Raw genomic sequence first — 24319 nt, 5'->3', positions numbered from 1 at the left:
TCACTTCGCTCCCGGAAAGACGCCGTCGAACAGATCGCCGGAATCGTCGGCCACATCGCGGATTTCCCGGCGCAGCGTCGGATCGTAGCCGCGGCGCGTCGTGTCGTTGTTGTGCGAGGCAAACAGCGTTGCATCATCGACCGTGAAGGCGTCCTTCCAGCGGATGCTCCTGATCGTGTCGAGATCGTCGGAATCCCGGAACTTGTAGACCCGGTCGGCCGTCGCGGTGACCAGCTGCGGCTTTTCATTGGCGAGGTCGCCGACCATATCGCCGAAATCGCGGCCGTCGCTCTTCAGCGTGTTCTGGACGTCGTCCCAGACGAAGGTGCGCTGCGGCTCGCCGCCGCCTTCGTGCGAGGGCGTGCGCGAGCAGCTCATGGCATCGCGCCCGGGCAGCGCCGGCAAGGCCGGGAGCGGGAAGACATTCGAGAAATCCGACGTGCAGTCGAGCCCGTTCGCCTCGGCGAAGGCGGCGTTGCGCATGGCCAGCATGGTCCCGACCTTCTTGGTGGAAATCCGGTTGGCATGGATCATGAAGATCACGATCAGCAGGATGACCGGTGCGGCGAGCACGAATTCGATCGAGGCCAGGCCGCGCCTGTCGCGGTGCAGCCGCATCAGAAGGCCGCCGGCCGGAGCGCCGCCGGTCGTCTCAGTGTGTGTTGACGGCAGCCCAGGCATTGGCTCCTCCCTGGTCGAAGACGCGGGTCAGGCCGGTGAAACTGTCGGCGGCCGGGCTCTGCTTGATGGTGTTCGAAACCTCGCCGGTATCGTCGGCGAGCGTGGCAGGCGCCAGCGATGCAAGCCAGTCCTGCGTGTAGAGATCGAAGGCCGTGTAATTATGGACCCAGCTCTGCGCCAAAGCATAGGCGGAGGGCGTCTTATCCTTGAAGATGCGGATCTGCAGCCTGGCCCGCGGCGCGCGAGAAACGATCGCCAGCGTCTGATAGTCGTCGAGTTGCTCGCCGCCGAAGGGCGTAAAGTTGAAGGGGATGCGCCCCTTCAGCCAGTAGGGCTTCGGGAAGGAGATCACGGGCAGGGGAGCACCTGCCACCGAGATCGCGCCGCCGGCCGGGCCGCAGACCTGGTTCCAGATCATGTCGAACTTGCGGGTGAAATCGTTCTCGTCCTTCGTCTGCTTATCGGAATAGCGCGGCGGCACGTCGATCGGCAGCTGGAAAGGGTTCACGACGCCGAATTCGAGGCCGAAGAACTCCTCTGCAACGAAGAAGCTGGCATCGAGCGTGAGTTCCTCCCACCAGCTCAGATCGGCATATTGCTCGATGATCGCCTTGAACGGGATCTTGCTCAGATAGGCCGGGCCGAAGGCTTCATAGAAGATGTAGAAGTTCACCAGCGCATCGTCGATGCCGCTTTCGTGGTTGACGAAGTCGCGGATATGGCTGCCGTCGACGCCGCCGGCCGTCAACGGACCCTTGCCGTTGGGGAAGCCGCGATTGGCAAACTCGCCGCGCATCAGGAACGGGTCCTGTCCCTCCGTGCCCCGGCTCATCGCCAGGCACATTTCGGCATAGGCCGCAGCGGGATTGATGCCGTCGCGATCGACCGGCAGGTTGCCGCCGGCACCTTCTCCGGCGTCGTTGCAGGATTGGCACGGCGGATGGAAGACGACATGGTCCGACTTGTTCATGCGCACCAGATGCAGGGCCTCATTGCCGACCCGCTGCGGAAAGCTTTCGACGAGGTAGTCGTTGAGATCGTTCATGCCGTCGATGATGTCGCTGGATTTCACGATCAGGCCCCAGGGATCATAATCGATCTGTGCTTTTACCGTGTAGGCAATGGCAATGGTGGCTTCCGTCGCCCGGAACCCCTGGAACGCCAGGCAAGCGCCGTAGATGATGCCGCCGACAATCGGAACCTTCTGCCAGCCCGGGCAATAGGGCATCGGCGGCATCGGCGGCAGCAGGGATGCCGGTCCGAAGCCCTCGGTGAAGGAGTATTCGGCAAGTTTCGCGAGAATGGCGGTCGAGCGCAGGGCCAGTTCCGCCGTGGTGAGCTGGAAGGCGACCGAGGTCGCCATGACGACGGTTGCCTGCGAGGAGGCGACATTGTTCATCGCCATGATGTTGAGATAGCGCGCTTCCCAGTCGGCATGGACGAGCGCGGCGGCGTCGGCCGTGTCCTGCGTGCGCTGCTTGTCGTAGATCATCTGTCCGGTATTCAGGATCCAGACGATCATCAGGGCGAGCGCGATCGTCATGTAGAGAATGATCGGCGACAGGAAGCCGCGTTCGTCGCGGTGCAGGCGTTTGATGAGGGTCGGTGTCATAGCAGGTTCACCTCCGCCTTCGAGATCGTGTAGTAGCGGCCGTCTTTCCTCTGGCCGCGGGCAAAGACCCAGCCGGCATATTCGAGCAGCAGGAAGCGCGCTTCGACCTTGGCGGTCACCGGCACATGCGGCGAGCGATTGATGGCGGCATAGAGCGCCATCGGCGCGCGGTCGACGGTGACGGTTACGTTCTGCGGGTCGAACATGTAGCGGGCCTGGTTGCGCATCGCCCGCCAGTTCTTCGAAAGCCCGGAAGCATCGGCAAGGCTTTTCAGCGCCTCTTCCGGCGGCTGGCAGGCGCCGACGCATTTCAACTGGTCGTAGGGGGCGGCCGGGATCAGCGCCAGGCGGGCGGCAAGATCGGCTTTCCCGGGAGCGGCATCGTCATCGCAGGTCTTGGCGTCGATGAAGCTGCGGATGGTGATCGGCAGGGCCGGGCAGAAATAGACGCGAGCGCTGCGGGCCGCCGCATAGGCGGCATAATGGGTGAAGAGGTGGTTTTTTGCCAGGATCGCGAACTGGAAGACCACGAACATGAAGAAGACGAAGACCGGCGTGACGAGCACGAAATCCATCATCGTCGTGCTGCCGGAGATATCGCCGTGCAGTTCCGAGATCCGGCGCCGGCGGGCGGAAAGCCGCGGCAGCAGCAGCATCGAGGCAAGCAAAATCATCGCGATCGCAAAGGTGCCGAAGAGCGCGCCGTGATCCTCAGGGATCCAGAAGGTCCGTGAGTGCAGGATCGAACTCCAGAAGGCACCGTCGAAGAGGGGGCGTTCGAGTTCAGCGCGCATTGCCGTTACCTCACGAGTGAAAGAGGGGTGAAATCGGGCATGAACAGGCACCAGAGAAGTCCGAGAGCGGCGGCAACGCCGAAGCGGACGGTATGATGGGTTTCGCGCGGCTTCAGCACCGAGGCGGCATCGCGGAAACCGGCGGGCAGCAGCAGGGCAAACAATCCGACGTTTCGGGCCAGCACGCTCCACTGAACGCGCAGCGCCATCGAGAAAACGGCGATCACACCGCCAACCATCAGCGATGCGAGCGTCACGTCGATGGCGGGCCACAGGCCGAGAATGGCGCCGAGCGCCGCCATCAGCTTGACATCGCCGCCGCCGCAGCTTCCGGCTGCGAAGGCGATGATGAAGATCATGCCGGCCGCAAGGAGGCCGGCAAAGGCAAGGCCGATCCCTGCCAGACCACCGTTGACTGCCGCCAGCATGAAACCGGCAAGCAGGCAGGGATAGGTCACGGCGTTCGGGATGTGACCCTGGCGGTGATCGAGCACCGCCGCGGTCGTGGCGCAGGCGACGGCAAGAGCCGCCGCTGCAGGCATCAGGGTCAGATCGTAGGTCATATCCATGACACGGGACCCGCTTATTGACCCGGCTCGGGAATTCTCTCGGCATCCGAGAGCGCCGTGTTCTTTTCGTTGAACCATTCGCCGATCTGTTTGCCGAATGCGAGCAGGAGCAGCATCAGCGGAATGACGATCAGGGCGACGGCAAGGACGATCTGGGCCATGTCGCCGCGTTCGTCCTGGTGAAGTGCAATTGCGAGAGTCTTGAGTTTTCCAAACATCTGCGTATTCCTCGTTCCTAGGTTTGTTTCGGATCGAAGACCTGAGAGAAGATTACCAAGCATACGGTATCGATCCGAACCAGCACGTTGCTCGTTCCAATGATATGTTCTGCTTCAGCTTTTCTTCCCCGGCGGCCAACGCTTGTTGAGCAACACCATTAAGACCCAAGAGTGCGCCCAAGGCCAGCCCTCCGTCAAGCAAACGGAACGGAGGGTTCCAATTGCCTTGGAGGCGTCTCATGATGAAACGCAGTTGACGGCTGAAATTGCAAACTAACCGCCTGAACCTGCTATAGTTTTACCCTTTGGAACGCGTTCTTCGCCGGCATTGCGCGCTATCGTTCACTGCCCCATAATTGGTCAATTCTTTCAAGGCGATAGAATAGATGGAACAGAAGCACGAGATCCGCCGCCCGCGCGGGGACGCGACCATGGCGTTGCTTGACGATCTGGATTAAGCTTATCCGACAGATTGGGCTTGGCCCTTCAGTCGTTCCGGAGAGAAAACCATGGAAACGATGAGCAGCATTCTGATACTTGCACTGGTCCTCATTCCGCTGATGATGTTCTTTCCGACCGCGGTCCAGATGATGGCGACATTGTTCGGCATGAGCACGGTTCTGGTGGGGATGCCGCTCTGATGAAGGCCGTTTCCGACGACGCCGCCGAACAGGCGACCTTCCAGGTCCTGACCCGGGCGCTGGACAAGCTCCTGGGGCCGATCCGCTTCCTGCTCGAGGATCCGAGCGTTTCCGAAATCCTGATCAACGGGACATCCGATATCTTCGTCGAAAGGCGCGGCAAGCTCGAACGCGCCGATACGCGGTTTGCCAGCCGCGAGGACCTGGAATCGGCCGCGCGCAGCATCGCGCAATTCTCCGGCAAACGGCTGACGCCGGAGGAGCCGAGCGTCGAAGCCCGCCTGCCGGATGGCTCGCGCGTGCAGATGATCCAGCCGCCCGCCGCCCGCACCGGCCTCTGCATCTCCATCCGCCGCTTTTTGAAAGAGCACCGCAGCATCCGCGATCTCGTCACCCAGGGCAGCCTGACCGAGCAGTCGCTGACGCTGCTGCAGGCGGCCGTCGGGCTGCAGAAGAACGTCATCATTTCAGGCGGCACCGGCACCGGCAAGACGACGATGCTGAACGCCCTGTCGGAAGCCTTTGCCGACCACGAGCGCATCATCGTCATTGAGGACACCTCGGAATTGCAGATCCGCAAAGAGCATGTCGTCTATCTAGAAGTGACCAAGCCCGACCGTTTCGGCCGCGGCGGCGCCAGCATCCGCGACCTGTTCCGCTCGTCGCTGCGCATGCGGCCCGACCGCATCATCGTCGGCGAGTGCCGCGGCGGCGAGGCGCTCGATATGATCCAGGCGATGACCTCGGGCCATAGCGGCAGCCTGTCGACGGTGCATGCGAACACGCCCTACGACGCCCTGCACCGGCTGGAAACGCTGGCGCTGATGTCGGATATCGACATGCCGCTCCGGCCGCTACGCGCCCAGATCGCCTCGGCCGTCGACGTCGTCGTGCAGATCGCCCGCTTCAAACGCACCGGCAGGCGCCGGGTAATTGAGATCTCCGAGATCAAGGGCCTGAACAATGACGGCCAGTATATCGTCGAGAGCATCTACAAGCTCGAAGGCGACGGCCATTCCAATTCCGACGGCGCCCTGCTGTGGACAGGTGTCGTGCCGAGCTTCGCCGCCGATGCGATCGAAGAGTTGCAAGGCGCCGAGCGCTCCGAATGGATGAAGGCCGATCCCGTCGGGCGGGCAACGGCTTGAAACCTATTGGCGGACGCTGGGACCATCTGCCCGACTCTTGACACTTGGTAAAAGGCCCGGAGATCGCGCCGAACCCACGTGCTCAACTACTCCAACACCAACTGAACGTTGTCGGCGGCCTCTCTACCGCCAGGACAATGGATGCGGATAGTGTCAATAGGCCAATCAAAAACCGTTGGACCAACAGCAGCATGCGCATCCGCGATCTCCCGGCTCACACCATCTTGATTGCTGGGATGACAACGCTGCAGGCGGCGCTCCAATTGCCTCACCGTCTCAGGATAGCTCAGCCGTTCCCTTGAGACGGCTGAATGTGACCACCTTATCGTGAAACCTTCAGCGGGCGTTCCAAAACCACCTCGCAGAATGTCGTTAAAGGCATCAAGATTTCTCCCCCAGTAAGCGCCCGGGATCAGTACACAGCTGATCTCATCAAAGAATGACTCGAGCGATGTTATCCGAGAGCCGTCGATAATGTATTCGGTTGTCATGTGATTTCACTCATGGTTGCTAGAAATGTTGGCGGGGCCATCGCCATTCGCCGTTGGCGATCGAAACAAATGGCCAATGCGGTTACCTTTCGCAGTTGGACACCGCAGGATTTCCATGGCGCATTTGAGGGAAGGCAAGCCTGGTTGCCTTCCCCGGTGTTTACCGGCGCTTTTTACGCCAGGGTGCATTCTGCTGCCAGTCGCCGGCCATGATGCTCCCGTAGGGGATCACCTCGTCGACCACTTCGGCGAGACCGTAGTGCGCGATCTGCGCCCGCACGTTCGCAGCGCTCTTGTAGGCGCTCGGCAGTTCCGACACGTCGGCGAAGCCGGAGAAGAACCGCGCGTCGAGACCGCTTGTTTCCTTCTCCAGAATAGCCGCGATGTTGTTCGGGCTGAGCCCCCGCGAATCCGCTCCATACTCCGCAGACAGCTGCCTCATATGCGCGCTGCGCGAAAAGTTGCGGCCAGCGCCATGCGGCGAGAAGCCGAGGCCATGGGCAGCGTTCGAGCCGCGAACGATCAGGATCGGTTCCGCCATATTGAGCGGAATGATGGTCAGATCGGTCGCATCATGCGCCCAGTTGTCGAAGGCGGGGGTGGCACCCTTTCCGTGGTAGAACAGCCCGTCCGACTTCCGGAAGACGAAATTATGCTCGTTCCAGAAGCGGTCCGCGACCTTGGCCGAGAGTTTTTCCGCCGCCATGTCGTGAAGGACATAGTGGTTCTCTTTCGTCCACTGGCGGATCGTCTGCAGCGCCGACCAGTAAAAGTCACCTTCCTCGGTATCCGCCGGAATCCAGGCATTTTCCCGATGCGTCTCGGGCGAAATGCGCTCCCGAAACCGATTGGCGACCTTCATGCCCTTGTCATAGAGGCGGGCGCCCGGTGCTCGCGATCCGTGGTGGGTCACAAGCGCGGTTTCACCGGTCGACTTCATCGTTCCGACATAGGCGAAATGATTGCCGTCGCCCTGGGTGGCGAAATGCTCGATGCCGGCGCTCAGCGCACCGTCGCGCAGATAAGGATTCTGCTCGAAGGCCGAAAGCGTCGCTTCGGAAGGCTTGATCTGCGCACCGCGCGGACGGCCGCCGGGACCGAAATGCGTCACGGCGTGCACGGCATCCAGGAGCGACTTCGGATCCACGCTCGGAAAGATCGAGATCGCCATGGAGCAGCAGATATCGGCCGAATGCATGCCGGGATGGATCGCTTCGGACGCGACGACGCCGCCGACCGGGATCGTTCCGACCGGACCCGCCGGGCAGGCGTCCGGCATGATCGCCGCGGCCCGGACGACCGGCGTGCGCACCAGCGCCCGCATCGTCGCATTGACCTTCTCGACATTGTCCTGCTCGAAGGCGTTCTCGGCGCGGATGTTGGAATAGATCTCGATATCGTTATCGGCCTTCAAGGCAAGCGTCGGCCCGGGCTGGAAGGCCCTTGCCGCCTCCAGCGCATCGGTCACCGAGCCACCCTTGCTCAAAACCGCGTTGGCCGCGTCGAGAGCCGGGCGAAACCACTTCCCCTGGCTCATGCCGGCATCGATCAAATCCTGTCCGCTCATTACCGCTATCATTGTCTTTTCTGCGTTTGCAGTCCTTCTTGTTCCGTTGCGTCTCTTCACACCGCCTGGGCGACGAGCATTGCGGAGATCTATCTCGCCGCACGCATTCCACGATCATGGCGCGATGCGGCCCCTGTAGTCGCCGGCGGCATTCGCCCAAGGCTTTGTTCAATCCCCGGCGACGAGATCTGACAGGACAATTTACTGAGCTACGTGCTCCTTTCGGAAACACGGGATGATTTGAACACCCGACCTGCCCGCCGGAAATCCGAGGGGCCGCTCTCTCCTTGTAGTCCTGCCGGCATTCGCCGGGGTAGTCCGTTCCTGCGTGGCAGGAGCTTGCAGCGGCGACGAGGGTGGACGAAACCGGATGGCCCCGCTCGTGCCAGAGAGCGTATGCCCAGGAGGAGTCGAACCTGCCAGACCATCCAACTTTGGAGGCTGTAGTTCCGTCCGGCATTCGCCACTGCAATCTTCGTCATGACGACAAGTGTCCGGGGAACAGCTTGCTCTACCGACTGAGCTACAGGACCAGGCCCTGGCGAGAATCGAACTCGCGACACAGATGTAGTTCCCCATGCATTCGCCATGTCATTCCATCTGTCCGTGACGACAAGGTGTGGTGAAACGTCCTGCTCTATCCGCTGAGCTACGGGTCCATGAAGTGGAGGACCCGACGGGATTCGAACCCGCGACCTGGAGGGTAACAGCCTGTAGTTTCATCCGGCATTCGTCACGGCTCCCCGCGCCGTTCACGGCGGCGCGAGGATATTGCTTCCTGTGAGCCCGTCAGAGCTCGATTGCCTCGATGGCTTTCACCCAGCCATCCGCGCCCTTGCTACTGGCCGCGAAAGCCGTGATCACCCCATAGACGGCATCCGAGAAGCCACCGATGTTGAGCACGTCTTCCCGCGTCGGCGCCTGCGTCGTGGCGTGGGGCTGGATGTCGAGGCAGACCAGCTTTGCAGCCGGGTTGACCCGCTTGATCCTGGCCCATTCCGTCATCACCGCCGTCGGCTGGCCGCTGCCGCGCGCATCCACCCAGGACTCATTGTCCGAGATGAACACCACGAGATCGACCTTGGCCCTCTCGTTTGCCAGCATCTTCAGCGGTGCGGAGCAGTTGGTTCCGCCGCCACCGATTTTCGCCAGCTTACCGGCATTGGTCATCACCGAATCCCGCTTGTTGAGGCTGACGGGCACCACGTCATTCTCGAACGGCAGCACCCGTGCCTTCGGGTTGCGCTGCAGGAACGCCGCAGCCATCAGACCGGCGACGTCGATGCAACGGACCGAGGACGTCGCGCCCTTCCGGTAGCCGGTCACGGGCGAGCCCATGGAACCCGACACGTCGGGGCAGAGCACGACATTGCCCATCAGGGACGGCACATTGGCGATGGCGATATCCATCGCGTCCTGAAGCGCATCCCGCACGACATCCGGAACCTGGCCATCGACCATCTTCCACGCCATCATCAACTGATAGGGGAAGACCTTTGCCTTGCGGATTTCCTCCGGATCGGCAAGCCGCACCGCCAGCGCCTCGGCAAAACCCTCGACCTCGAACACGCCGTTGCGTGCAAAGGTGTTGAGGTTCTGCCGCACCATCTGCCAGCCACCCTTGCGGGCGATCTCGACCCAATGCTCCCGCGTCAGCGGCAGCGAGGTCAGCATCTGGAACGGGACATCAGGCACTGGCACCGTCTGGTCACGTCGGAACGCTTCCAATGCCTTGACGAGCTCCGGCAGTGCCGCATAGTCGTGCGGCTTGCCGATCGCCCAGGCATAAAGCGCCTTGCGCTCCTCGGTAGCCGGCTTCGGATGCACCATGCGGATGACGTCGGCGAGCGAAGGATCGTTTCCGACCATCGCACGCAGGATCTGCTCGGTGCCGGCCCGTTCGAGCCACGCCTGCACCACCTTCTTCGGACGTGTGCCGAGCGACTTGCGCCCCGCGGCGCCGGAGCGCATGACCTGCACGAAGCCACGCAGCATCTTGCCGCTCTTCACCACCCGCGGGAATGCACGGGCAAAGGCCTCGCTCTGAAGGCCGGAGAGCACGGCGAGCAGCGTCACCGGCATGTCCTTCATGTGACCCTTTTCAGCGGCGTAAACAGCCACCTTGGCGAGAAATTCCGGCTCGACCTGAAGGGCAAGCGTTTTTACCGCGTCAAGCTGCTCGGCTCCTTCAGCATAGAAGGTGCCGTTGAAGGTGCCGGTCACGGCATATTGCGCCAGCGCCTCGCGCGGCGTCAGCTGGTAGGCCGGGGCCGCTTCATGATTTTTTGTATCCGCTCCCGGGAGCAGTTTCCCGAGGTAGGTTTTGAAGATCGCCTTGTTGACCATGACAGCCCCTCTTGTGTGGTTCGTGCCAGATACATTTCAAGACGCGTGCCAGTTTGAAGAAAAGAACACATCCCACCTGCATTTTTCTTTTATCTATCTGTTTCTAAATACTAAATTTTTATGAGCCTTTACGCGAAATGATGAATTGCGAAAATCGGTATCCCGATTATATTATCTTAAGCTATATAGATTTATAATTTTGGATAAGATATGAAACGCCGCGTTGCCATCAGCATATTGGGAACCACCCTGGATGCAGGGAAATGGGAAAATCGCTGGAGCCGCTGGCGGCCCAATGTCGCGCTCTGCCAGCAGCCGGGCCTGTTCATCGACCGGCTGGAGCTGATCCACGACAACCACTCGCAAGCTCTCTGTCACCGTATCGTTGCCGACATCGAAACCGTGGCGCCGGCAACGGAGGTGCGGAGCAATGTCATCAACTTCCGGGATCCCTGGGATTTCTCGGAGGTCTACACGCACCTCAGGGACTTTGCCCGCAACTACAACTTCGACCCCGAGACGGAAGACTATCTCGTCAACATCACCACCGGCACCCATGTGGCACAGATCTGCTGGTTCCTGCTGACCGAAGCCCGCATCATTCCCGGCCAGTTGCTGCAGCTCTCGCCGCCGCGCGACCGGGAGCCGGAGCAGGATTTCGCCGGCACGCATCGGATCATCGACCTCGACCTGTCCCGTTATGACGAAATCGCCAAGCGCTTCGCCTCCGAGCGCGAAGACGCCGCCTCCTTCCTGAAGTCGGGGATTTCGACCCGCAGCGCCGCCTTCAACAAAATGATCGACGAGATCGAGAGGGTGGTGATCCGCTCGACCGCGCCTGTTCTGCTGACCGGGCCGACCGGTGCCGGCAAATCGCAACTCGCCCGCAGGATCTACGAGCTGAAGAAGAGCCAGCGCAAGGTCAGTGGTCCGTTCATCGAGGTGAACTGCGCGACCCTGCGCGGCGACCAGGCCATGTCCACCCTGTTCGGCCATGTGAAAGGCGCGTTTACCGGCGCTGCCGGCGAGCGTGCCGGCTTGCTCAAGTCCGCCGACAAAGGCGTGCTGTTTCTCGACGAGATCGGCGAACTCGGCCTCGACGAACAGGCCATGTGCCTGCGCGCGATCGAGGAAAAGAAGTTCCTGCCCGTGGGCGCTGATCGGGAGGCCTCCGCGGACTTTCAGCTGCTTGCCGGCACCAATCGCGATCTTGGCGAGGATGTCCGCAAAGGCAGGTTCCGCGAAGATCTCTATGCCCGCCTGAACCTCTGGACGTTCCAGCTGCCGGCCCTGCGCGATCGCAAGGAGGACATAGAGCCCAATCTCGACTTCGAGCTCAGGCGTTATCTGGAACGAGAAGGCGAAAATGTGACTTTCAACAAGGAAGCACGGGAACGCTATCTTACTTTCGCAACTGGCCCGCTAGCCGTCTGGAGTGCCAATTTTCGTGACCTGTCGGCTTCGGTGACCCGCATGGCGACCCTCGCGCCGCATGGGCGCATCACGACTGACGTCGTCGATGATGAAGTCCGACGGCTGAATGCGTTTTGGTGCAGTTCGAGTGACGAGGGCAGGGTGGATCTGATCATTGAAGAAGTGCTGGGTGCGGAGACGGCCGCTCGCCTCGATCGCTTCGACACAGCCCAGCTTGCCACCGTTCTTCATACCTGCCGTCAACACGCCACGGCAAGTGCTGCGGGCAGAGCCCTGTTTGCGATGTCGCGACTGGAGAAAAAGAGCAGCAACGACGCCGATCGCCTGAGCAAATATCTCGCGCGCTTCGGCCTCAGATTCGAGGACATCAAGAAAACGGGATAAGGGCTATGTGCCGGACATGAATGCCAATCATCGCTTTCCGTTCACGGGACAAACCATTGGCGGTTGCCGGCACGATAGCCTTTATGCGCCATCCCTTTCGGCGCTCGCCGCCATATGGCTGAGTTCGTGCCAGAGGCTTTCGGCGAAGCTGCGCAGGACCGTCAGCTCGAAGCTGTCGTCGCCGGTGCGGACGATCTGGACGGAGAGATGACCGACCATCGTCATCGCCGAACTGCCCTCGGCAAACACGGCCGGATCGAGATCGACGGCGGTGCCCTTTGCAAGCAGCAGCCGCGAATATCGGCCGGAAATGCCGATGCGGACACGTCCGTGGCTCTGGTCCATGACGAAGGCTTTTCCCGCAAGCGCTGCCGCTAGGGCCTCGAGACCGGTGGGCGCTAGCGGCGCGTCGCCGGCGACGAACCATTGGCGGAAGCCAGCCTTGCGGATCGAACTGTTCGCAAGACCTATCTTCGCCAGTTCGGCGGCAAGTGCGGCCGGCTCGATCGTGCCGAGCACGTGCAGCAGATGGCCTTCCGGCAAGGCTTCCAGCCGGAGGCCGGCCGCTGCCATGCCGCTGTATCTAGCACCGGCGAGAACCGGTCTGTGCTGGGGAAGATCAGGCATGGAGCTTCTCGTTTTCAGGATCGACAAAGACGGGATGGCAGAGCACCGCATCGGTGAATTCATTGTGCAGGCCGTTCCAGACCGTCACCTTTTCACCGATGCGCTCCGGCCCGCGCCTGACCAGCGCCAGACCGATCTTATGGCCGAGCGTCGGCGAAAAGGCGCTTGACGTAACGTAACCCTGGTCGTTTTCCAGCGTCGCCGCAGCGCCTTCGGCAAGGATATGCGAGCCGGTGCGGAAGCCGCTTGCCGGATTGAGCGGCTTGACGCCGACGAGGCGCGGGCGCTCGGGATCCTGCAGGCCTTCGCGGGCAAGCATCGCCTTGCCGATGAAATCCGGCTTGGTCGATGACACCATGCGGGCGAAGCCGAGATCGCCCGGGGTGACCGTGCCGTTGATCTCGGCATGGGTGACATGACCCTTTTCGATGCGCAGGACTCCGAGCGCTTCGGCGCCGTAGGCTGAGATGCCGTGTTTCTCTCCCGCCGCCATGATGGCGTCGGCAACGCTCTCGCCGTAGCCGGCCGGTACGGCAAGCTCGTAGGCGAGTTCGCCCGAGAAGGAGATCCGGAACAGCCGGCCTTCGAGGCGGCCGCCGAAGAGCGACACCTTGCGGGCGCTCATGAACGGGAAGGCCGCATCGGACAAATCCTCGTCGACGATTTCCGCGAGGATGGCGCGGGATTTCGGCCCGGCGACCGCCATCTGCGCCCATTGATCGGTCGAGGAGGCGAAGCAGACATCGAGTTCCGGCCAGAGCGTCTGGGCGCAGAATTCGAGATGGGTGAGCACGCCTGCGGCAAGCGCCGTCGTCGTCGTCATGAAGAAATGCTCGTCACTGAAGCGGCTGGTGGTGCCGTCGTCATAGATGAAGCCGTCCTCGCGCAGCATGATGCCGTAACGCGCCTTGCCCAGAGCAAGCTTGGCAAAGCCGTTGCAATAGATCCGGTCGAGGAAGGCCGCGGCATCGCGGCCGAAGATTTCGATCTTGCCGAGGGTCGACACGTCACAGAGACCGGCATTTTTGCGGATGTTCAGCACTTCGCGGTCGACGCTGTCGCGCCACGTCGTTTCACCGGCGCGCGGGAACCAGGAAGAACGGTACCAGAGGCCGGTTTCGACGAAGACCGCGCCGTTCTTCTCAGCCCAGCCATGCAGCGGCGATTTGCGCGCCGGCTGGAAATCCTTGCCGCGCGATGCCCCGGTCAGAGCGCCGAAGGAGACCGGCGTATAGAAGGGCCGGAAGGTCGTTGTTCCCACCTCGGCCGGCGACACGCCGCGCGCTTCGGCCAGGATGCCGATGGCGTTGATATTGGAAAGCTTGCCCTGGTCGGTCGCCATGCCGCTGGTGGTATAACGCTTGGCAAGCTCGACATGGCCGTAGCCTTCGCGCACCGCCAGCCCGAGATCCTTGAGATGCACGTCGTTCTGATAGTCGACGAAAGCCTTGCCCTTCGAGCCCTTGACGGACCAGAGAGGCTTTGAGCCTCTAACCGCTTCCGGCGCAGCATCAAAGGCCGGTTCCGCAGCTGCGAAACCGATCGCCTTCAGGGCGGCGGCCGCCTTTGCGGCGCCATCGCCGAGGCAGGCCGCGATTTCCTCAAGACCGACAGCCGAACCGGCAACGGCAAGGCCGTCTTGCGTGGCCGGCGCCAGAAACGCCGCGGCCTCGTCCGACCATTGCGGCTTGCCGCCGCGATGGCAGGCAAGATGGATAATCGGGCTCCAGCCGCCCGACATGGCCAGCGCATCCGCGTCGATGCGGCGAATGCCGCCTGTGCTTTCAACGCTGACGCCGCGCAGGCGCTGGCCGCCGAACGCATCGATTACCCGGGCGCCCTTCAGCACTTCGGCGCGGCCCTGCCAGCCCTTGCCCGCATCGGCGCGGCTGTCAACGATCGCCGCGACGGCGAGGCCGGCGGCCTCGAGATCGGCGGCGGTGCGGTAACCGGCATCGTTGGTGGTGAAGACGACAGTGCTTTTACCTGGCGCCACCGCCTGCCGGTTGAGATAGCTGCGCATGGCGCCCGCCATCATCACGCCGGGAATATCGTTGCCGCCGAAGACGAGCGGCCGCTCCTCGGCTCCCGTCGCCAGAATCGCCTGGCGGGCGACGATGCGCCACAACCGTTCGACGGGGCGCTCGGGATCGGGCAGCGCCACATGCTTCTGCACGCGTTCGACCGCGCCGAAAACATTGTCGTCGTACCAGCCGAACACGGTCATGCGCGGCAGGCGGCGCACATTTTCCAGCCCCTCGAGTTCCGCCAGCAGCTCGCCGAGAAGCGCGTCCGCCGGCTTGCCCTCGACGGCACGGCTCTCGGAAAGCAGGCTGCCGCCGAATTCGGGGCCTTCGTCGGCGAGGATGACACGCGCACCGGCGCGGCCGGCGGTGAGTGCCGCGGCAAGGCCGGCAGGGCCGGCGCCGATCACCAGCAGATCGCAATGCGCCCAGCATTTCTCATAAGTATCCGGATCGGCCTCGTAGGAGGCTCTGCCGAGGCCCGCCGCCTTGCGGATCACCGGTTCGTAGAGCTTTTCCCACAGGGCCGCCGGCCACATGAAGGTCTTGTAGTAGAAACCGGCGCTGAGGAAGGGCGAGAGCAGGCCGTTGACCGCGCCGACATCGAAGCCGAGCGAAGGCCAGCGGTTCTGGCTCTTGGCCGCCAGCCCCTCATGAAGCTCGATCATCGTCGCCCGCGTATTCGGTTCGGTGCGCCCGCCGCTGCCGGTCGTCACCAGCGCGTTCGGTTCGGCAGCACCCGCCGTCAGGATGCCGCGCGGGCGGTGATATTTGAAGCTGCGGCCGACGAGCTGGACGCCATTGGCAAGCAGCGCCGAGGCGAGCGTATCGCCCGGATGACCTTCCAGCGCCTTGCCGTCGAAAGTGAAGCCGAGTGTCGTGGCGCGGTCGATGCGGCCGCCGGCGGAAAGACGGAAGCTGGTCATGCCGGTTCTCCGCCGAGCTTCGCAAGGGCGGCATCCCTGACGCCGTGAACCGCATGGGTGACGGTATCACGGTCGACGATCAGCCAGCGGCGGCATCCGGAGGAGTGGTGCCAGTATTCGCTGTGACGGCCGCGCGGATTGTCGCGCAGATAGACATAGTCGAACCACGCATCCGCGCCGGCATCCGGCGCCGGCCTGACAAGGCCGGCATCGCCGCGGATCGAGAATTCTTCCTTCGGCCGGGCGCCGCAATGGGGACAGGAAATCAGGCTCGCCATCGTCAAATGTCCTCAGTGCAGATTGGGCTGGGCGCCGACGCCCTTTTCGTCGATCGGATAGCCGCGGGCGAAACGGTCGAGCCGGAAGGCGCGGGCCGTCTGATGCGGCGTGTTGCGGGCGATCAGATGGGCGTAGCAGAAGCCGGAAGCGGGCGTCGCCTTGAAGCCGCCGTAACACCAGCCGGCGTTGAGATAGAGATTATCGATATGGGTGCGGTCGATGATCGGCGAGCCGTCCATGCTCATATCCATCACCCCGCCCCAGGAGCGGAGATAACGCACCCGCGACAAAGAAGGGATCATCGCCAGCCCGGCTTCGGCAACATGCTCGACCGACGCCAGATTGCCGCGCTGGGCATAGGAATTGTAACCGTCGATATCGCCGCCGAAGACGAGGCCGCCCTTATCCGACTGGGAGACGTAGAAATGGCCGGCGCCGAAGGTGACGACATTGTCGATGAAGGGTTTCAGCCCTTCGGAGACGAAGGCCTGCAGCACGTGGCTTTCGATCGGCAGGCGGAGGCCCGCCATATCGGCGACGACGGTGGAATTGCCGGCGGCTGCCAGCGCCAGCTTGCCGCAGCCGATGAAGCCCCTGCTGGTCTCGACGCCGGTCACCTGACCGTTTTCGCTGCGGATGCCGGTCACCTCGCATTGGGTGATGATGTCGACGCCGCGGCTGTCTGCGCCGCGCGCATAACCCCAGGCGACCGCGTCATGGCGCACCGTGCCGCCGCGCGGGTGGAACAAGGCGCCCATCACCGGGAAACGGGCATTGTCGAAATCGAGGAATGGCAGTTTTTTGCGCACCGCCTGCCGGTCGAGAAGCTCGGCGTCGACGCCGTGCAGCCGCATGGCGTTGCCGCGGCGGGTATAGGCATCGCGCTGCGCGTCGGAATGGAAGAGATTGAGCACGCCGCGCTGCGAGACCATGGCGTTGAAGTTGAAGTCCTGCTCCAATCCTTCCCAGAGCTTCATCGACAGCTCGTAGAAGGGATTGTTGCCGGGAAGCAGGTAGTTCGACCGGATGATCGTCGTGTTCCTGCCGATATTGCCGGAACCGAGATAACCCTTTTCGAGGACGGCGACATTGGTGATGCCGAATTCTTTGGCGAGATAATAGGCGGTGGCAAGGCCATGCCCGCCGCCGCCGACGATGATGACATCGTAATGCGGCTTCGGCGCCGCGTCGCGCCAGGCGGGCGCCCAGGCTTTGTTGCCGCGAAGACCGTTGAGAAAAATCGAAAGGGCGGAATAGCGCATGGGTCAATCCGAATAGAACGGCTGCATGATGCCAGAAAGGCGACGCGCGACTTGCGCAATAAGGACATGAATGGTTAGAAAAGGGACATGTCCTCCTCCGATAGCAAAAATGTCCAGGAGATCGGCTTCATCCTGATCCCGGGATTCGCGCTGATGTCCTATGCCTCGGCGAGCGAGCCGCTCAGGGCGGCAAATCTTCTGGCCGGGCGCGAAATCTACCGCCTGTCGATCTTTTCGCCGGACGGTGCGCCGGCGCTCTCCTCCTCGGGCGTCAGCGTGCCCGCCGAACCCCTTCCCGTCAGGGGTTCCGGTCTCGGCACGGCCTTCGTCTGCGCCGGCGGCTTGCCGCGCGACTGGCGTTATCCCGGCGTGCTTGCCTGTCTGCGGCAACTGGCGCGCGAGGGTGTCAGGATCGGCGGCATTTCGGGCGGTCCCTATCTGATGGCCGCGGCGGGACTGCTTGAGGGCCGCGATTTCACCATCCACTGGGAACATGCGGCCGCCCTTCTCGAGGCCTTCCCGGACCTCTCGCCGCGCCAGGCGCGCTTCATGATCGACGGCAACCGGATCACCTGCGGCGGCGGCATCGCGCCACTCGACATGATGCATGTGCTGATCGCCGAGCGGATGGGACCGGATTTCGCCCGCCGCGTCAGCGACTGGTATCTTCACACAGAGGTCAACGAGCCCGCCGCACCCCAGCGCGCCTCGCTCGCCGAACGCTACGGCGTCCACCATCCCGGGCTGCTCAGCGTTCTCGAACGGATGGAGGAGACGATCGAGATGCCGCTCGGCCGCGCCGCCATGGCGCGCATCGCCGGCGTCACCACCCGCCATCTCGACCGGCTCTTTGCGGCCCATCTCGGAACCACCTTCCTCGATCAATACCACAGGATCAGGCTGCAGCATGCCCATCGGCTGCTGAAGCAGAGCCCGCTTTCCGTCTCGGAGATCGCGGTTGCCACCGGCTTTTCCAGTCTCAGCCATTTCTCCCGGATGTTCCGCGCCGCCTACGGTATCGCGCCGCGCGGGGCGCGGCGCGAATAGTTTCCTCCCGGTTGAGAAAATTTCACTATGGCGATAGGGTTGGCTTTGGACAAAAAGCGAAGGCGGCAGCATGAAACCCAAGCTCGAAGCGGCAAAGCAAGCGGAACAGGCGCATGGCGAACGCGCTCCCTTTTCCCAGGATCCGCACGCCGTTCGGGAACCGAAGGAAAACAACCTCGAAATGGCGATCGGCCATGAGGTGCGCGCCTACCGCAAGAAACTCGGCATCACCGTCACGGATCTCGCGGCTGCGACCGGCATTTCGCTCGGCATGCTGTCGAAGATCGAGAACGGCAACATTTCGCCGTCACTGACGACGCTGCAATCGCTGTCGCGGGCGCTCGGCGTACCGATGACCGCTTTCTTCCGCCGCTTCGAGGAACCGCGCAACGCCGTCTTCGTCAAGGCGGGGCAGGGCATCGAGCTCGAACGGCGCGGCACGCGCGCCGGCCACCAATATAATCTGCTCGGCCATATCGACAACAATACCAGCGGCGTCATCGTCGAGCCCTATCTCATCACGCTGACGGCCGATTCCGATGTCTTCCCGACCTTTCAGCATGAGGGCATGGAGTTTCTCTATATGCTCGAAGGCGAGGTGGTCTACCGCCACGGCGATCAGCTTTTCCAGATGCAGCCGGGTGATAGCCTGTTCTTTGACGCCGATGCGCCGCATGGGCCGGAGCAGCTGGTGAAGCTGCCGAGCAAGTACCTCTCGATCATCAGTTATCCCCAGCAGAATTCCCGGGGCTAACTTGCCTTAAAAGAAAATTTTATTCCTCCCAGTTGCTGTCCTGACGCAGACCTGCTAGTCCTTTCTCAACACGAACGGAGGCACGGGCTATGTGCGGCATTGTTGGACTGTTCCTCAAGGACAAGAGCCTTGAACCCCAGCTGGGAAATCTGCTCTCGGATATGCTGATCACCATGACGGATCGCGGACCGGATTCGGCCGGCATCGCGATCTATGGCGGCTCTGCAGAGGGCAGGGCGAAGATCACCATCCAGTCCGCCAACCCCAGCGTCGACTTCGAGGGCCTCGCCGGCGACCTGGAGAAGGCCGGCATCAGAGCCGAGGTATCGATCAAGAGCACGCACGCGGTCATCGAGCTTGATGCCTCCAAGCTTGGAACGGTGCGCAAGGCGCTTGAAGAGATCCGCCCGACGGTCCGCCTGATGGGATCGGGCGAAAGCGTCGAGATTTACAAGGAAATCGGCCTTCCGAAAGACGTCGTGAAGCGGTTCGACGTCCGTGCCATGAGCGGCACCCACGGCATCGGCCACACCCGCATGGCGACGGAATCCGCGGTCACCACGCTCGGCGCCCATCCGTTCTCGACCGGCGCCGACCAGTGCCTCGTGCACAACGGCTCGCTGTCCAACCACAACAATCTGCGCCGCGAACTGGTGCGCGAAGGCATGACCTTCGAAACGCAGAACGATTCCGAAGTCGCCGCCGCCTATCTCACGGCCGAAATGGCCAAGGGCAAGGATCTCGGCCAGGCGCTGACCGGCGCGCTCGACGATCTCGACGGCTTCTTCACCTTCGTCGTCGGCACCAAGTCCGGCTTCGGCGTGGTGCGCGACCCGATCGCCTGCAAGCCCGCCGTCATGGCCGAGACCGACCAGTATGTCGCCTTCGGCTCGGAATACCGCGCGCTGGTCAACCTTCCCGGCATCGAGAATGCCCGTGTCTGGGAGCCGGAGCCGGCGACCGTTTATTTCTGGGATCACGACAAGGCGGCCTGAGGGACGCCTGAAAGCTGGAGGCGGCCTAGACCGTCTCCCGGACCAACGAGGATTCAATGCCGACATTCGATCTTTCCAATACCCCTCTTCGCGAGCTGAACAGCGCGCTGCATGCCCTTTCCCAAGGCGCCAACGACACTGAATTCGAGGTCATCAACCCGCGTGGCAGTCATGCCGTCGCCGTCGGTATCGACAGCCCCGCCACGGTCGCCGTCAGAGGATCGGTCGGCTATTACTGCGCCGGCATGAATGACGGCGGCAGGGTCACGGTTCATGGGTCCGCCGGTCCGGGCGTTGCCGAAAACATGATGTCCGGCACCGTCGTCATCGAAGGCGACGCCAGCCAGTATGCCGGCGCCACCGGCCGCGGCGGCCTGCTCGTCATCAAGGGCAATGCCGCCTCGCGCTGCGGCATATCGATGAAGGGCATCGACATCGTCGTGCATGGCAGCATCGGCCACATGTCGGCCTTCATGGGTCAATCCGGCCATCTTGTCGTGCTCGGCGACGCCGGCGACGCGCTGGGGGATTCGCTCTACGAAGCCAAGCTTTTCGTCCGCGGCGAGGTCAAGAGCCTCGGTTCCGACTGCATCGAGAAGGAGATGCGGCCTGAGCATCTGCAAAAGCTTGCCGAACTGCTCGACAAAGCAGGGGTCACGGACGTCAGGCCCGAGGAGTTCAAGCGCTACGGCTCGGCCCGCAAGCTCTACAATTTCAACATCGACAACGCCGACGCGTATTGAGGCGAGGGACACCCATGAGCTATCACAACCCCTATACCCCGCCACGCAAGTCCGCGACCTTCGACGACTATACGCTCGCCGAAATCCGTCGCGCGGCGGCCACCGGGATTTATGACATCCGCGGCGCCGGCACCAAGCGCAAGGTCCCGCATTTCGACGACCTGCTGTTTCTCGGCGCCTCCATCTCGCGCTATCCGCTCGAAGGCTATCGCGAGAAGTGCGACACGACGGTGGTGCTCGGCTCGCGCTTCGCCAAGAAGCCGATTACGCTGAAGACGCCGATCACCATTGCCGGCATGAGCTTCGGCGCGCTGTCCGGCAATGCCAAGGAAGCGCTCGGCCGCGGTGCGACGATATCGGGCACCTCGACCACCACCGGCGACGGCGGCATGACCGATGAGGAACGCGGCCATTCGCAAACACTGGTCTACCAGTACCTGCCCTCGCGCTACGGGATGAATCCGAAAGACCTGCGCCGCGCCGATGCCATCGAAGTCGTGGTCGGCCAGGGCGCCAAGCCCGGCGGCGGCGGCATGCTGCTCGGCCAGAAGATCTCCGACCGCGTCGCCAATATGCGCAACCTGCCGAAGGGCATCGACCAGCGCTCGGCCTGCCGCCATCCGGACTGGACCGGCCCCGACGATCTGGAAATCAAGATCATGGAGCTGCGCGAAATCACCGATTGGGAAAAGCCGATCTACGTCAAGGTCGGCGGCGCGCGTCCCTATTACGATACTGCCCTTGCCGTGAAGGCCGGCGCCGACGTCGTCGTGCTCGACGGCATGCAGGGCGGCACGGCGGCAACGCAGGACGTCTTCATCGAGAATGTCGGCATGCCGACGCTCGCCTGCATTCGTCCGGCCGTTCAGGCGCTGCAGGATCTCGGCATGCATCGCAAGGTGCAGCTGATCGTTTCTGGCGGCATCCGCTCCGGCGCCGACGTCGCCAAGGCGCTGGCGCTCGGCGCCGACGCGGTCGCGATTGGCACGGCGGCACTCGTCGCCATCGGCGACAACGATCCGCACTGGGAAGAAGAATATCAGAAGCTCGGCACGACGGCCGGCGCCTATGACGACTGGCATGAAGGCAAGGACCCGGCCGGCATAACCACCCAGGATCCAGAGCTGGCAAAACGCCTCGACCCGGTTGCGGCCGGCCGCCGCCTTGCCAACTACCTCAAGGTGATGACGCTCGAGGCGCAGACGATCGCGCGTGCCTGCGGCAAGAACCACCTGCACAACCTCGAGCCGGAAGACCTCGTCGCACTGACGATCGAGGCATCGGCCATGGCGCAAGTGCCGCTCGCCGGCACCAACTGGATCCCCGGCAAGACCGGTTTCTAAAAAAACACCGGCCGGGCGCGTTTGGGAGGATGCGGCCGGCTTCATCATCAAGTGTCTAAGATCAATACAAGGGGACAAATGTGACACTGGACCTCTCGCAATACGCCTCCGAAAAAGGCATCAAATATTTCATGATCAGCTACACGGACCTGTTCGGCGCTCAGCGCGCCAAGCTGGTCCCGGCGCAAGCCATTGCCGATATGCAGAAAGACGGCGCCGGTTTCGCGGGTTTTGCAACCTGGCTCGATCTGACGCCTGCCCATCCCGACCTGTTCGCCGTTCCCGACGCATCCTCCGTCATCCAACTCCCTTGGAAGAAGGATGTTGCATGGGTTGCCGCCGACTGCGTCATGGACGATCAGCCCGTCGAACAGGCGCCGCGTGTGCTCCTGAAAAGACTGGTCGCCGAGGCTGCGAAAGAAGGGCTCAGGGTAAAAACCGGCGTCGAGCCCGAGTTCTTCCTAATCTCCGCGGATGGTTCGGTGATCTCGGATCAGTTCGATACCGCCGAGAAGCCTTGCTACGATCAGCAGGCGGTGATGCGCCGCTACGACGTCATCGCCGAGATTTGCGACTACATGCTCGAGCTCGGCTGGAAGCCCTATCAGAACGACCACGAGGATGCGAACGGCCAGTTCGAGATGAACTGGGAATATGACGACGTTCTGAAGACGGCGGACAAGCACTCCTTCTTCAAGTTCATGGTCAAGTCGGTCGCCGAAAAGCACGGCCTGCGCGCCACCTTCATGCCGAAGCCCTTCATGGGGCTGACCGGAAATGGCTGCCATGCCCATATTTCGGTTTGGGACATCGACGGCAAGGTCAACGCCTTCGCCGACAAGGAGATGGCCTTCGGGCTCTCGGCTCAGGGCAAGACCTTCCTCGGCGGCATCATGAAGCACGCCTCCGCACTTGCCGCGGTCACCAATCCGACGGTCAATTCCTACAAGCGCATCAACGCGCCGCGCACCACGTCAGGCGCCACCTGGTCGCCGAACACCGTCACCTGGACCGGCAACAACCGCACCCACATGGTGCGCGTGCCGGGGCCGGGACGTTTCGAGCTGCGCCTGCCGGATGGGGCGGTCAATCCCTACCTGCTGCAGGCGATCATCATCGCCGCCGGCCTTAACGGCATCCGCAGCCAGGCAGACCCCGGCCCCCACTACGATATCGACATGTATGCCGAGGGCCACCTGGTGAAGGACGCGCCGCGCCTGCCGCTCAACCTTCTCGATGCGCTGCGCGCCTATGATGACGACGAGGGGCTGAAGCAGGCGATGGGGGCGGAATTTTCGGCCGCCTATCTGAAGCTCAAGCATCGGGAATGGAATGCCTACTGCTCGCATTTCACCCAGTGGGAACGCGACAGCACGCTCGATATCTGAGCGGCCGGCCGCTTTAGCTCTTTGTTTTGTGCATGTCGTCATCCGGAAACCGCTGCACACTTTCCGGCGGCATGCATTAAATGACCACCGACACGCCGGAGCTGACCAGCTTCGGCGTCGTCACATCCCCGGGCACCTGATCTGGCCAAGGAAGAGACCGCATGAAAAACGTCGTCCTCACCGTATCCTGCAAATCGACGCGCGGCATCGTTGCGGCGATTTCGAGCTATCTGGCGGAGAAGGGCTGCAACATCATCGACAGCTCGCAGTTCGACGATCTCGATACCGGCAAGTTCTTCATGCGCGTCTCCTTCATTTCGGAGGAAGGGCTTTCCGGCACCGAGATCGGCGCCGATTTTGCCGCCGTCGCCGCGCCCTTTTCGATGGATTACGAATTTCACGACAGCGAGAAGCGCATGAAGGTGCTCTTGATGGTGTCGCGCTTCGGCCATTGTCTCAACGACCTGCTCTACCGCTGGAAGATCGGCGCCCTGCCGATCGACATCGTCGGCGTCGTCTCCAACCATTTCGACTACCAGAAGGTCGTGGTCAACCACGACATCCCCTTCCACCATATTCCGGTCACCAAGGCCAACAAGGTGCAGGCCGAGGCCCATATCATGTCGGTGGCCGAGCAGACCGGCACCGAGCTGATCGTGCTCGCTCGCTACATGCAGATCCTGTCGGACGAGATGTGCCAGAAGATGTCGGGCAAGATCATCAACATCCACCATTCCTTCCTGCCGTCCTTCAAGGGCGCCAACCCCTACAAGCAGGCCTATGGCCGCGGCGTCAAGCTGATCGGGGCGACGGCCCATTACGTCACCGCCGACCTCGACGAAGGCCCGATCATCGAGCAGGACACGGCGCGCATCACCCATGCGCAGTCGCCCGACGACTATGTCTCGATCGGCCGCGACGTCGAAAGCCAGGTGCTGGCCCGCGCCATCCACGCCCATATCCACCACCGCACCTTCATCAACGGCAATAGAACCGTCGTCTTCCCGGCAAGCCCCGGCAGCTACGCCTCCGAACGCATGGGTTGA

General features: G+C 62.5%; 22 protein-coding genes. 10 read left to right on the top strand and 12 right to left on the bottom strand.

Annotated features, from left to right (window positions below):
* Genes BBJ66_RS28450 through BBJ66_RS28430 form a run of 5 tightly spaced genes read right to left on the bottom strand, consistent with a single transcriptional unit; the run spans window position 1 to window position 3874 of the window.
* On the bottom strand, window positions 1–681 hold the full coding sequence (locus BBJ66_RS28450; RefSeq protein WP_049735005.1) for a TadE/TadG family type IV pilus assembly protein: 681 nt from the start codon (window positions 679–681) through the stop codon (window positions 1–3).
* A complete protein-coding gene (locus BBJ66_RS28445; protein WP_071091756.1) occupies window positions 653–2293 on the bottom strand; it encodes a Tad domain-containing protein in 1641 nt (546 codons plus the stop codon). Before BBJ66_RS28445 ends, BBJ66_RS28450 begins: the two co-directional genes overlap by 29 nt.
* Window positions 2290–3087 (bottom strand): TadE/TadG family type IV pilus assembly protein, encoded by a 798-nt coding sequence (locus BBJ66_RS28440; RefSeq protein WP_071091753.1) that lies wholly within the window; start codon window positions 3085–3087, stop codon window positions 2290–2292. The genes BBJ66_RS28445 and BBJ66_RS28440 overlap by 4 nt, the downstream gene beginning before the upstream one ends.
* Window positions 3088–3092: 5 nt before the next feature.
* On the bottom strand, window positions 3093–3656 hold the full coding sequence (locus tag BBJ66_RS28435; RefSeq protein ID WP_049735002.1) for an A24 family peptidase: 564 nt from the start codon (window positions 3654–3656) through the stop codon (window positions 3093–3095).
* Between the two features lie 14 nt (window positions 3657–3670).
* Complete coding sequence (locus BBJ66_RS28430) at window positions 3671–3874, bottom strand: hypothetical protein (protein WP_003563674.1); 204 nt, start codon at window positions 3872–3874, stop codon at window positions 3671–3673.
* A gap of 509 nt (window positions 3875–4383) precedes the next feature.
* Between BBJ66_RS28430 and BBJ66_RS35940 the strand changes: the two genes are divergently transcribed.
* A complete protein-coding gene (locus tag BBJ66_RS35940; protein ID WP_003594894.1) occupies window positions 4384–4515 on the top strand; it encodes a hypothetical protein in 132 nt (43 codons plus the stop codon).
* Complete coding sequence (locus BBJ66_RS28425; protein WP_071091750.1) at window positions 4515–5663, top strand: CpaF family protein; 1149 nt, start codon at window positions 4515–4517, stop codon at window positions 5661–5663. Before BBJ66_RS35940 ends, BBJ66_RS28425 begins: the two co-directional genes overlap by 1 nt.
* An 86-nt stretch (window positions 5664–5749) precedes the next feature.
* On the opposite strand, the gene BBJ66_RS28420 is transcribed toward BBJ66_RS28425, so the two are convergent.
* The 3 genes from BBJ66_RS28420 to BBJ66_RS28410 form a co-directional block, all read right to left on the bottom strand.
* Complete coding sequence (locus tag BBJ66_RS28420; protein WP_071091747.1) at window positions 5750–6154, bottom strand: barstar family protein; 405 nt, start codon at window positions 6152–6154, stop codon at window positions 5750–5752.
* Between the two features lie 160 nt (window positions 6155–6314).
* Window positions 6315–7721 (bottom strand): RtcB family protein, encoded by a 1407-nt coding sequence (locus tag BBJ66_RS28415; protein WP_071091744.1) that lies wholly within the window; start codon window positions 7719–7721, stop codon window positions 6315–6317.
* 789 nt (window positions 7722–8510) lie between these two features.
* Window positions 8511–10067 carry an RNA-binding protein gene (locus BBJ66_RS28410; protein WP_071091741.1) on the bottom strand — a complete coding sequence of 519 codons (1557 nt, stop codon included), beginning with the start codon at window positions 10065–10067 and terminating at the stop codon, window positions 8511–8513.
* A gap of 210 nt (window positions 10068–10277) precedes the next feature.
* Here BBJ66_RS28410 and rtcR point away from each other — a divergent pair, with 210 nt between their 5' ends.
* On the top strand, window positions 10278–11885 hold the full coding sequence (rtcR, locus tag BBJ66_RS28405; protein ID WP_049734998.1) for an RNA repair transcriptional activator RtcR: 1608 nt from the start codon (window positions 10278–10280) through the stop codon (window positions 11883–11885).
* 81 nt (window positions 11886–11966) lie between these two features.
* Here the strand turns inward: rtcR and BBJ66_RS28400 are convergent, their stop codons facing one another.
* Genes BBJ66_RS28400 through BBJ66_RS28385 form a run of 4 tightly spaced genes read right to left on the bottom strand, consistent with a single transcriptional unit; the run spans window position 11967 to window position 17003 of the window.
* Window positions 11967–12512, bottom strand: coding sequence for a sarcosine oxidase subunit gamma (locus BBJ66_RS28400; protein ID WP_049734997.1), 546 nt, complete (start codon window positions 12510–12512; stop codon window positions 11967–11969).
* The gene (locus tag BBJ66_RS28395) at window positions 12505–15462 is read right to left on the bottom strand and encodes a sarcosine oxidase subunit alpha family protein (protein ID WP_071091738.1); all 2958 of its coding nucleotides are present in this window, start codon (window positions 15460–15462) and stop codon (window positions 12505–12507) included. The genes BBJ66_RS28400 and BBJ66_RS28395 overlap by 8 nt, the downstream gene beginning before the upstream one ends.
* Complete coding sequence (locus BBJ66_RS28390; RefSeq protein WP_049734995.1) at window positions 15459–15740, bottom strand: sarcosine oxidase subunit delta; 282 nt, start codon at window positions 15738–15740, stop codon at window positions 15459–15461. The genes BBJ66_RS28395 and BBJ66_RS28390 overlap by 4 nt, the downstream gene beginning before the upstream one ends.
* 12 nt (window positions 15741–15752) lie before the next feature.
* Window positions 15753–17003: a sarcosine oxidase subunit beta family protein gene (locus BBJ66_RS28385; protein ID WP_049734994.1), complete on the bottom strand. Its 1251-nt coding sequence runs from the start codon at window positions 17001–17003 to the stop codon at window positions 15753–15755.
* A gap of 87 nt (window positions 17004–17090) precedes the next feature.
* On the opposite strand from BBJ66_RS28385, the gene BBJ66_RS28380 reads away from it, so the two are divergent.
* From BBJ66_RS28380 to purU, 7 genes are all read left to right on the top strand, one after another.
* A complete protein-coding gene (locus tag BBJ66_RS28380; protein ID WP_049734993.1) occupies window positions 17091–18050 on the top strand; it encodes a GlxA family transcriptional regulator in 960 nt (319 codons plus the stop codon).
* Window positions 18051–18120: 70 nt separating this feature from the next.
* The gene (locus tag BBJ66_RS28375; protein ID WP_049734992.1) at window positions 18121–18804 is read left to right on the top strand and encodes a helix-turn-helix domain-containing protein; all 684 of its coding nucleotides are present in this window, start codon (window positions 18121–18123) and stop codon (window positions 18802–18804) included.
* Window positions 18805–18893: 89 nt separating this feature from the next.
* Window positions 18894–19799: a class II glutamine amidotransferase gene (locus BBJ66_RS28370; RefSeq protein WP_049734991.1), complete on the top strand. Its 906-nt coding sequence runs from the start codon at window positions 18894–18896 to the stop codon at window positions 19797–19799.
* A 56-nt stretch (window positions 19800–19855) separates the two neighbouring features.
* Complete coding sequence (locus BBJ66_RS28365) at window positions 19856–20542, top strand: GXGXG domain-containing protein (protein ID WP_049734990.1); 687 nt, start codon at window positions 19856–19858, stop codon at window positions 20540–20542.
* A 14-nt stretch (window positions 20543–20556) separates the two neighbouring features.
* The gene (locus tag BBJ66_RS28360; RefSeq protein WP_071091735.1) at window positions 20557–21885 is read left to right on the top strand and encodes an FMN-binding glutamate synthase family protein; all 1329 of its coding nucleotides are present in this window, start codon (window positions 20557–20559) and stop codon (window positions 21883–21885) included.
* A gap of 80 nt (window positions 21886–21965) precedes the next feature.
* On the top strand, window positions 21966–23273 hold the full coding sequence (gene glnT, locus BBJ66_RS28355) for a type III glutamate--ammonia ligase (RefSeq protein ID WP_049734988.1): 1308 nt from the start codon (window positions 21966–21968) through the stop codon (window positions 23271–23273).
* Window positions 23274–23434: 161 nt separating this feature from the next.
* Window positions 23435–24319 carry a formyltetrahydrofolate deformylase gene (purU, locus tag BBJ66_RS28350; protein WP_071091732.1) on the top strand — a complete coding sequence of 295 codons (885 nt, stop codon included), beginning with the start codon at window positions 23435–23437 and terminating at the stop codon, window positions 24317–24319.

This window comes from Rhizobium sp. RSm-3, assembly GCF_001854685.1.
GTDB classification, from domain to species: Bacteria; Pseudomonadota; Alphaproteobacteria; order Rhizobiales; family Rhizobiaceae; genus Rhizobium; species Rhizobium ecuadorense.
The sequence above is the reverse complement of the archived record's forward strand: the minus strand, read 5'-3'. Positions and strand labels throughout refer to the sequence as shown.

Bases quoted from the DNA above. Each gene is read 5' to 3' on its own strand.
- BBJ66_RS28450 (WP_049735005.1), bottom strand. From the start codon at position 681: ATGCCTGGGCTGCCGTCAACACACACTGAGACGACCGGCGGCGCTCCG.
- BBJ66_RS28445 (WP_071091756.1), bottom strand. From the start codon at position 2,293: ATGACACCGACCCTCATCAAACGCCTGCACCGCGACGAACGCGGCTTC.
- BBJ66_RS28440 (WP_071091753.1), bottom strand. From the start codon at position 3,087: ATGCGCGCTGAACTCGAACGCCCCCTCTTCGACGGTGCCTTCTGGAGT.
- BBJ66_RS28435 (WP_049735002.1), bottom strand. From the start codon at position 3,656: ATGGATATGACCTACGATCTGACCCTGATGCCTGCAGCGGCGGCTCTT.
- BBJ66_RS28430 (WP_003563674.1), bottom strand. From the start codon at position 3,874: ATGTTTGGAAAACTCAAGACTCTCGCAATTGCACTTCACCAGGACGAA.
- BBJ66_RS35940 (WP_003594894.1), top strand. From the start codon at position 4,384: ATGGAAACGATGAGCAGCATTCTGATACTTGCACTGGTCCTCATTCCG.
- BBJ66_RS28425 (WP_071091750.1), top strand. From the start codon at position 4,515: ATGAAGGCCGTTTCCGACGACGCCGCCGAACAGGCGACCTTCCAGGTC.
- BBJ66_RS28420 (WP_071091747.1), bottom strand. From the start codon at position 6,154: ATGACAACCGAATACATTATCGACGGCTCTCGGATAACATCGCTCGAG.
- BBJ66_RS28415 (WP_071091744.1), bottom strand. From the start codon at position 7,721: ATGAGCGGACAGGATTTGATCGATGCCGGCATGAGCCAGGGGAAGTGG.
- BBJ66_RS28410 (WP_071091741.1), bottom strand. From the start codon at position 10,067: ATGGTCAACAAGGCGATCTTCAAAACCTACCTCGGGAAACTGCTCCCG.
- rtcR (WP_049734998.1), top strand. From the start codon at position 10,278: ATGAAACGCCGCGTTGCCATCAGCATATTGGGAACCACCCTGGATGCA.
- BBJ66_RS28400 (WP_049734997.1), bottom strand. From the start codon at position 12,512: ATGCCTGATCTTCCCCAGCACAGACCGGTTCTCGCCGGTGCTAGATAC.
- BBJ66_RS28395 (WP_071091738.1), bottom strand. From the start codon at position 15,462: ATGACCAGCTTCCGTCTTTCCGCCGGCGGCCGCATCGACCGCGCCACG.
- BBJ66_RS28390 (WP_049734995.1), bottom strand. From the start codon at position 15,740: ATGGCGAGCCTGATTTCCTGTCCCCATTGCGGCGCCCGGCCGAAGGAA.
- BBJ66_RS28385 (WP_049734994.1), bottom strand. From the start codon at position 17,003: ATGCGCTATTCCGCCCTTTCGATTTTTCTCAACGGTCTTCGCGGCAAC.
- BBJ66_RS28380 (WP_049734993.1), top strand. From the start codon at position 17,091: ATGTCCTCCTCCGATAGCAAAAATGTCCAGGAGATCGGCTTCATCCTG.
- BBJ66_RS28375 (WP_049734992.1), top strand. From the start codon at position 18,121: ATGAAACCCAAGCTCGAAGCGGCAAAGCAAGCGGAACAGGCGCATGGC.
- BBJ66_RS28370 (WP_049734991.1), top strand. From the start codon at position 18,894: ATGTGCGGCATTGTTGGACTGTTCCTCAAGGACAAGAGCCTTGAACCC.
- BBJ66_RS28365 (WP_049734990.1), top strand. From the start codon at position 19,856: ATGCCGACATTCGATCTTTCCAATACCCCTCTTCGCGAGCTGAACAGC.
- BBJ66_RS28360 (WP_071091735.1), top strand. From the start codon at position 20,557: ATGAGCTATCACAACCCCTATACCCCGCCACGCAAGTCCGCGACCTTC.
- purU (WP_071091732.1), top strand. From the start codon at position 23,435: ATGAAAAACGTCGTCCTCACCGTATCCTGCAAATCGACGCGCGGCATC.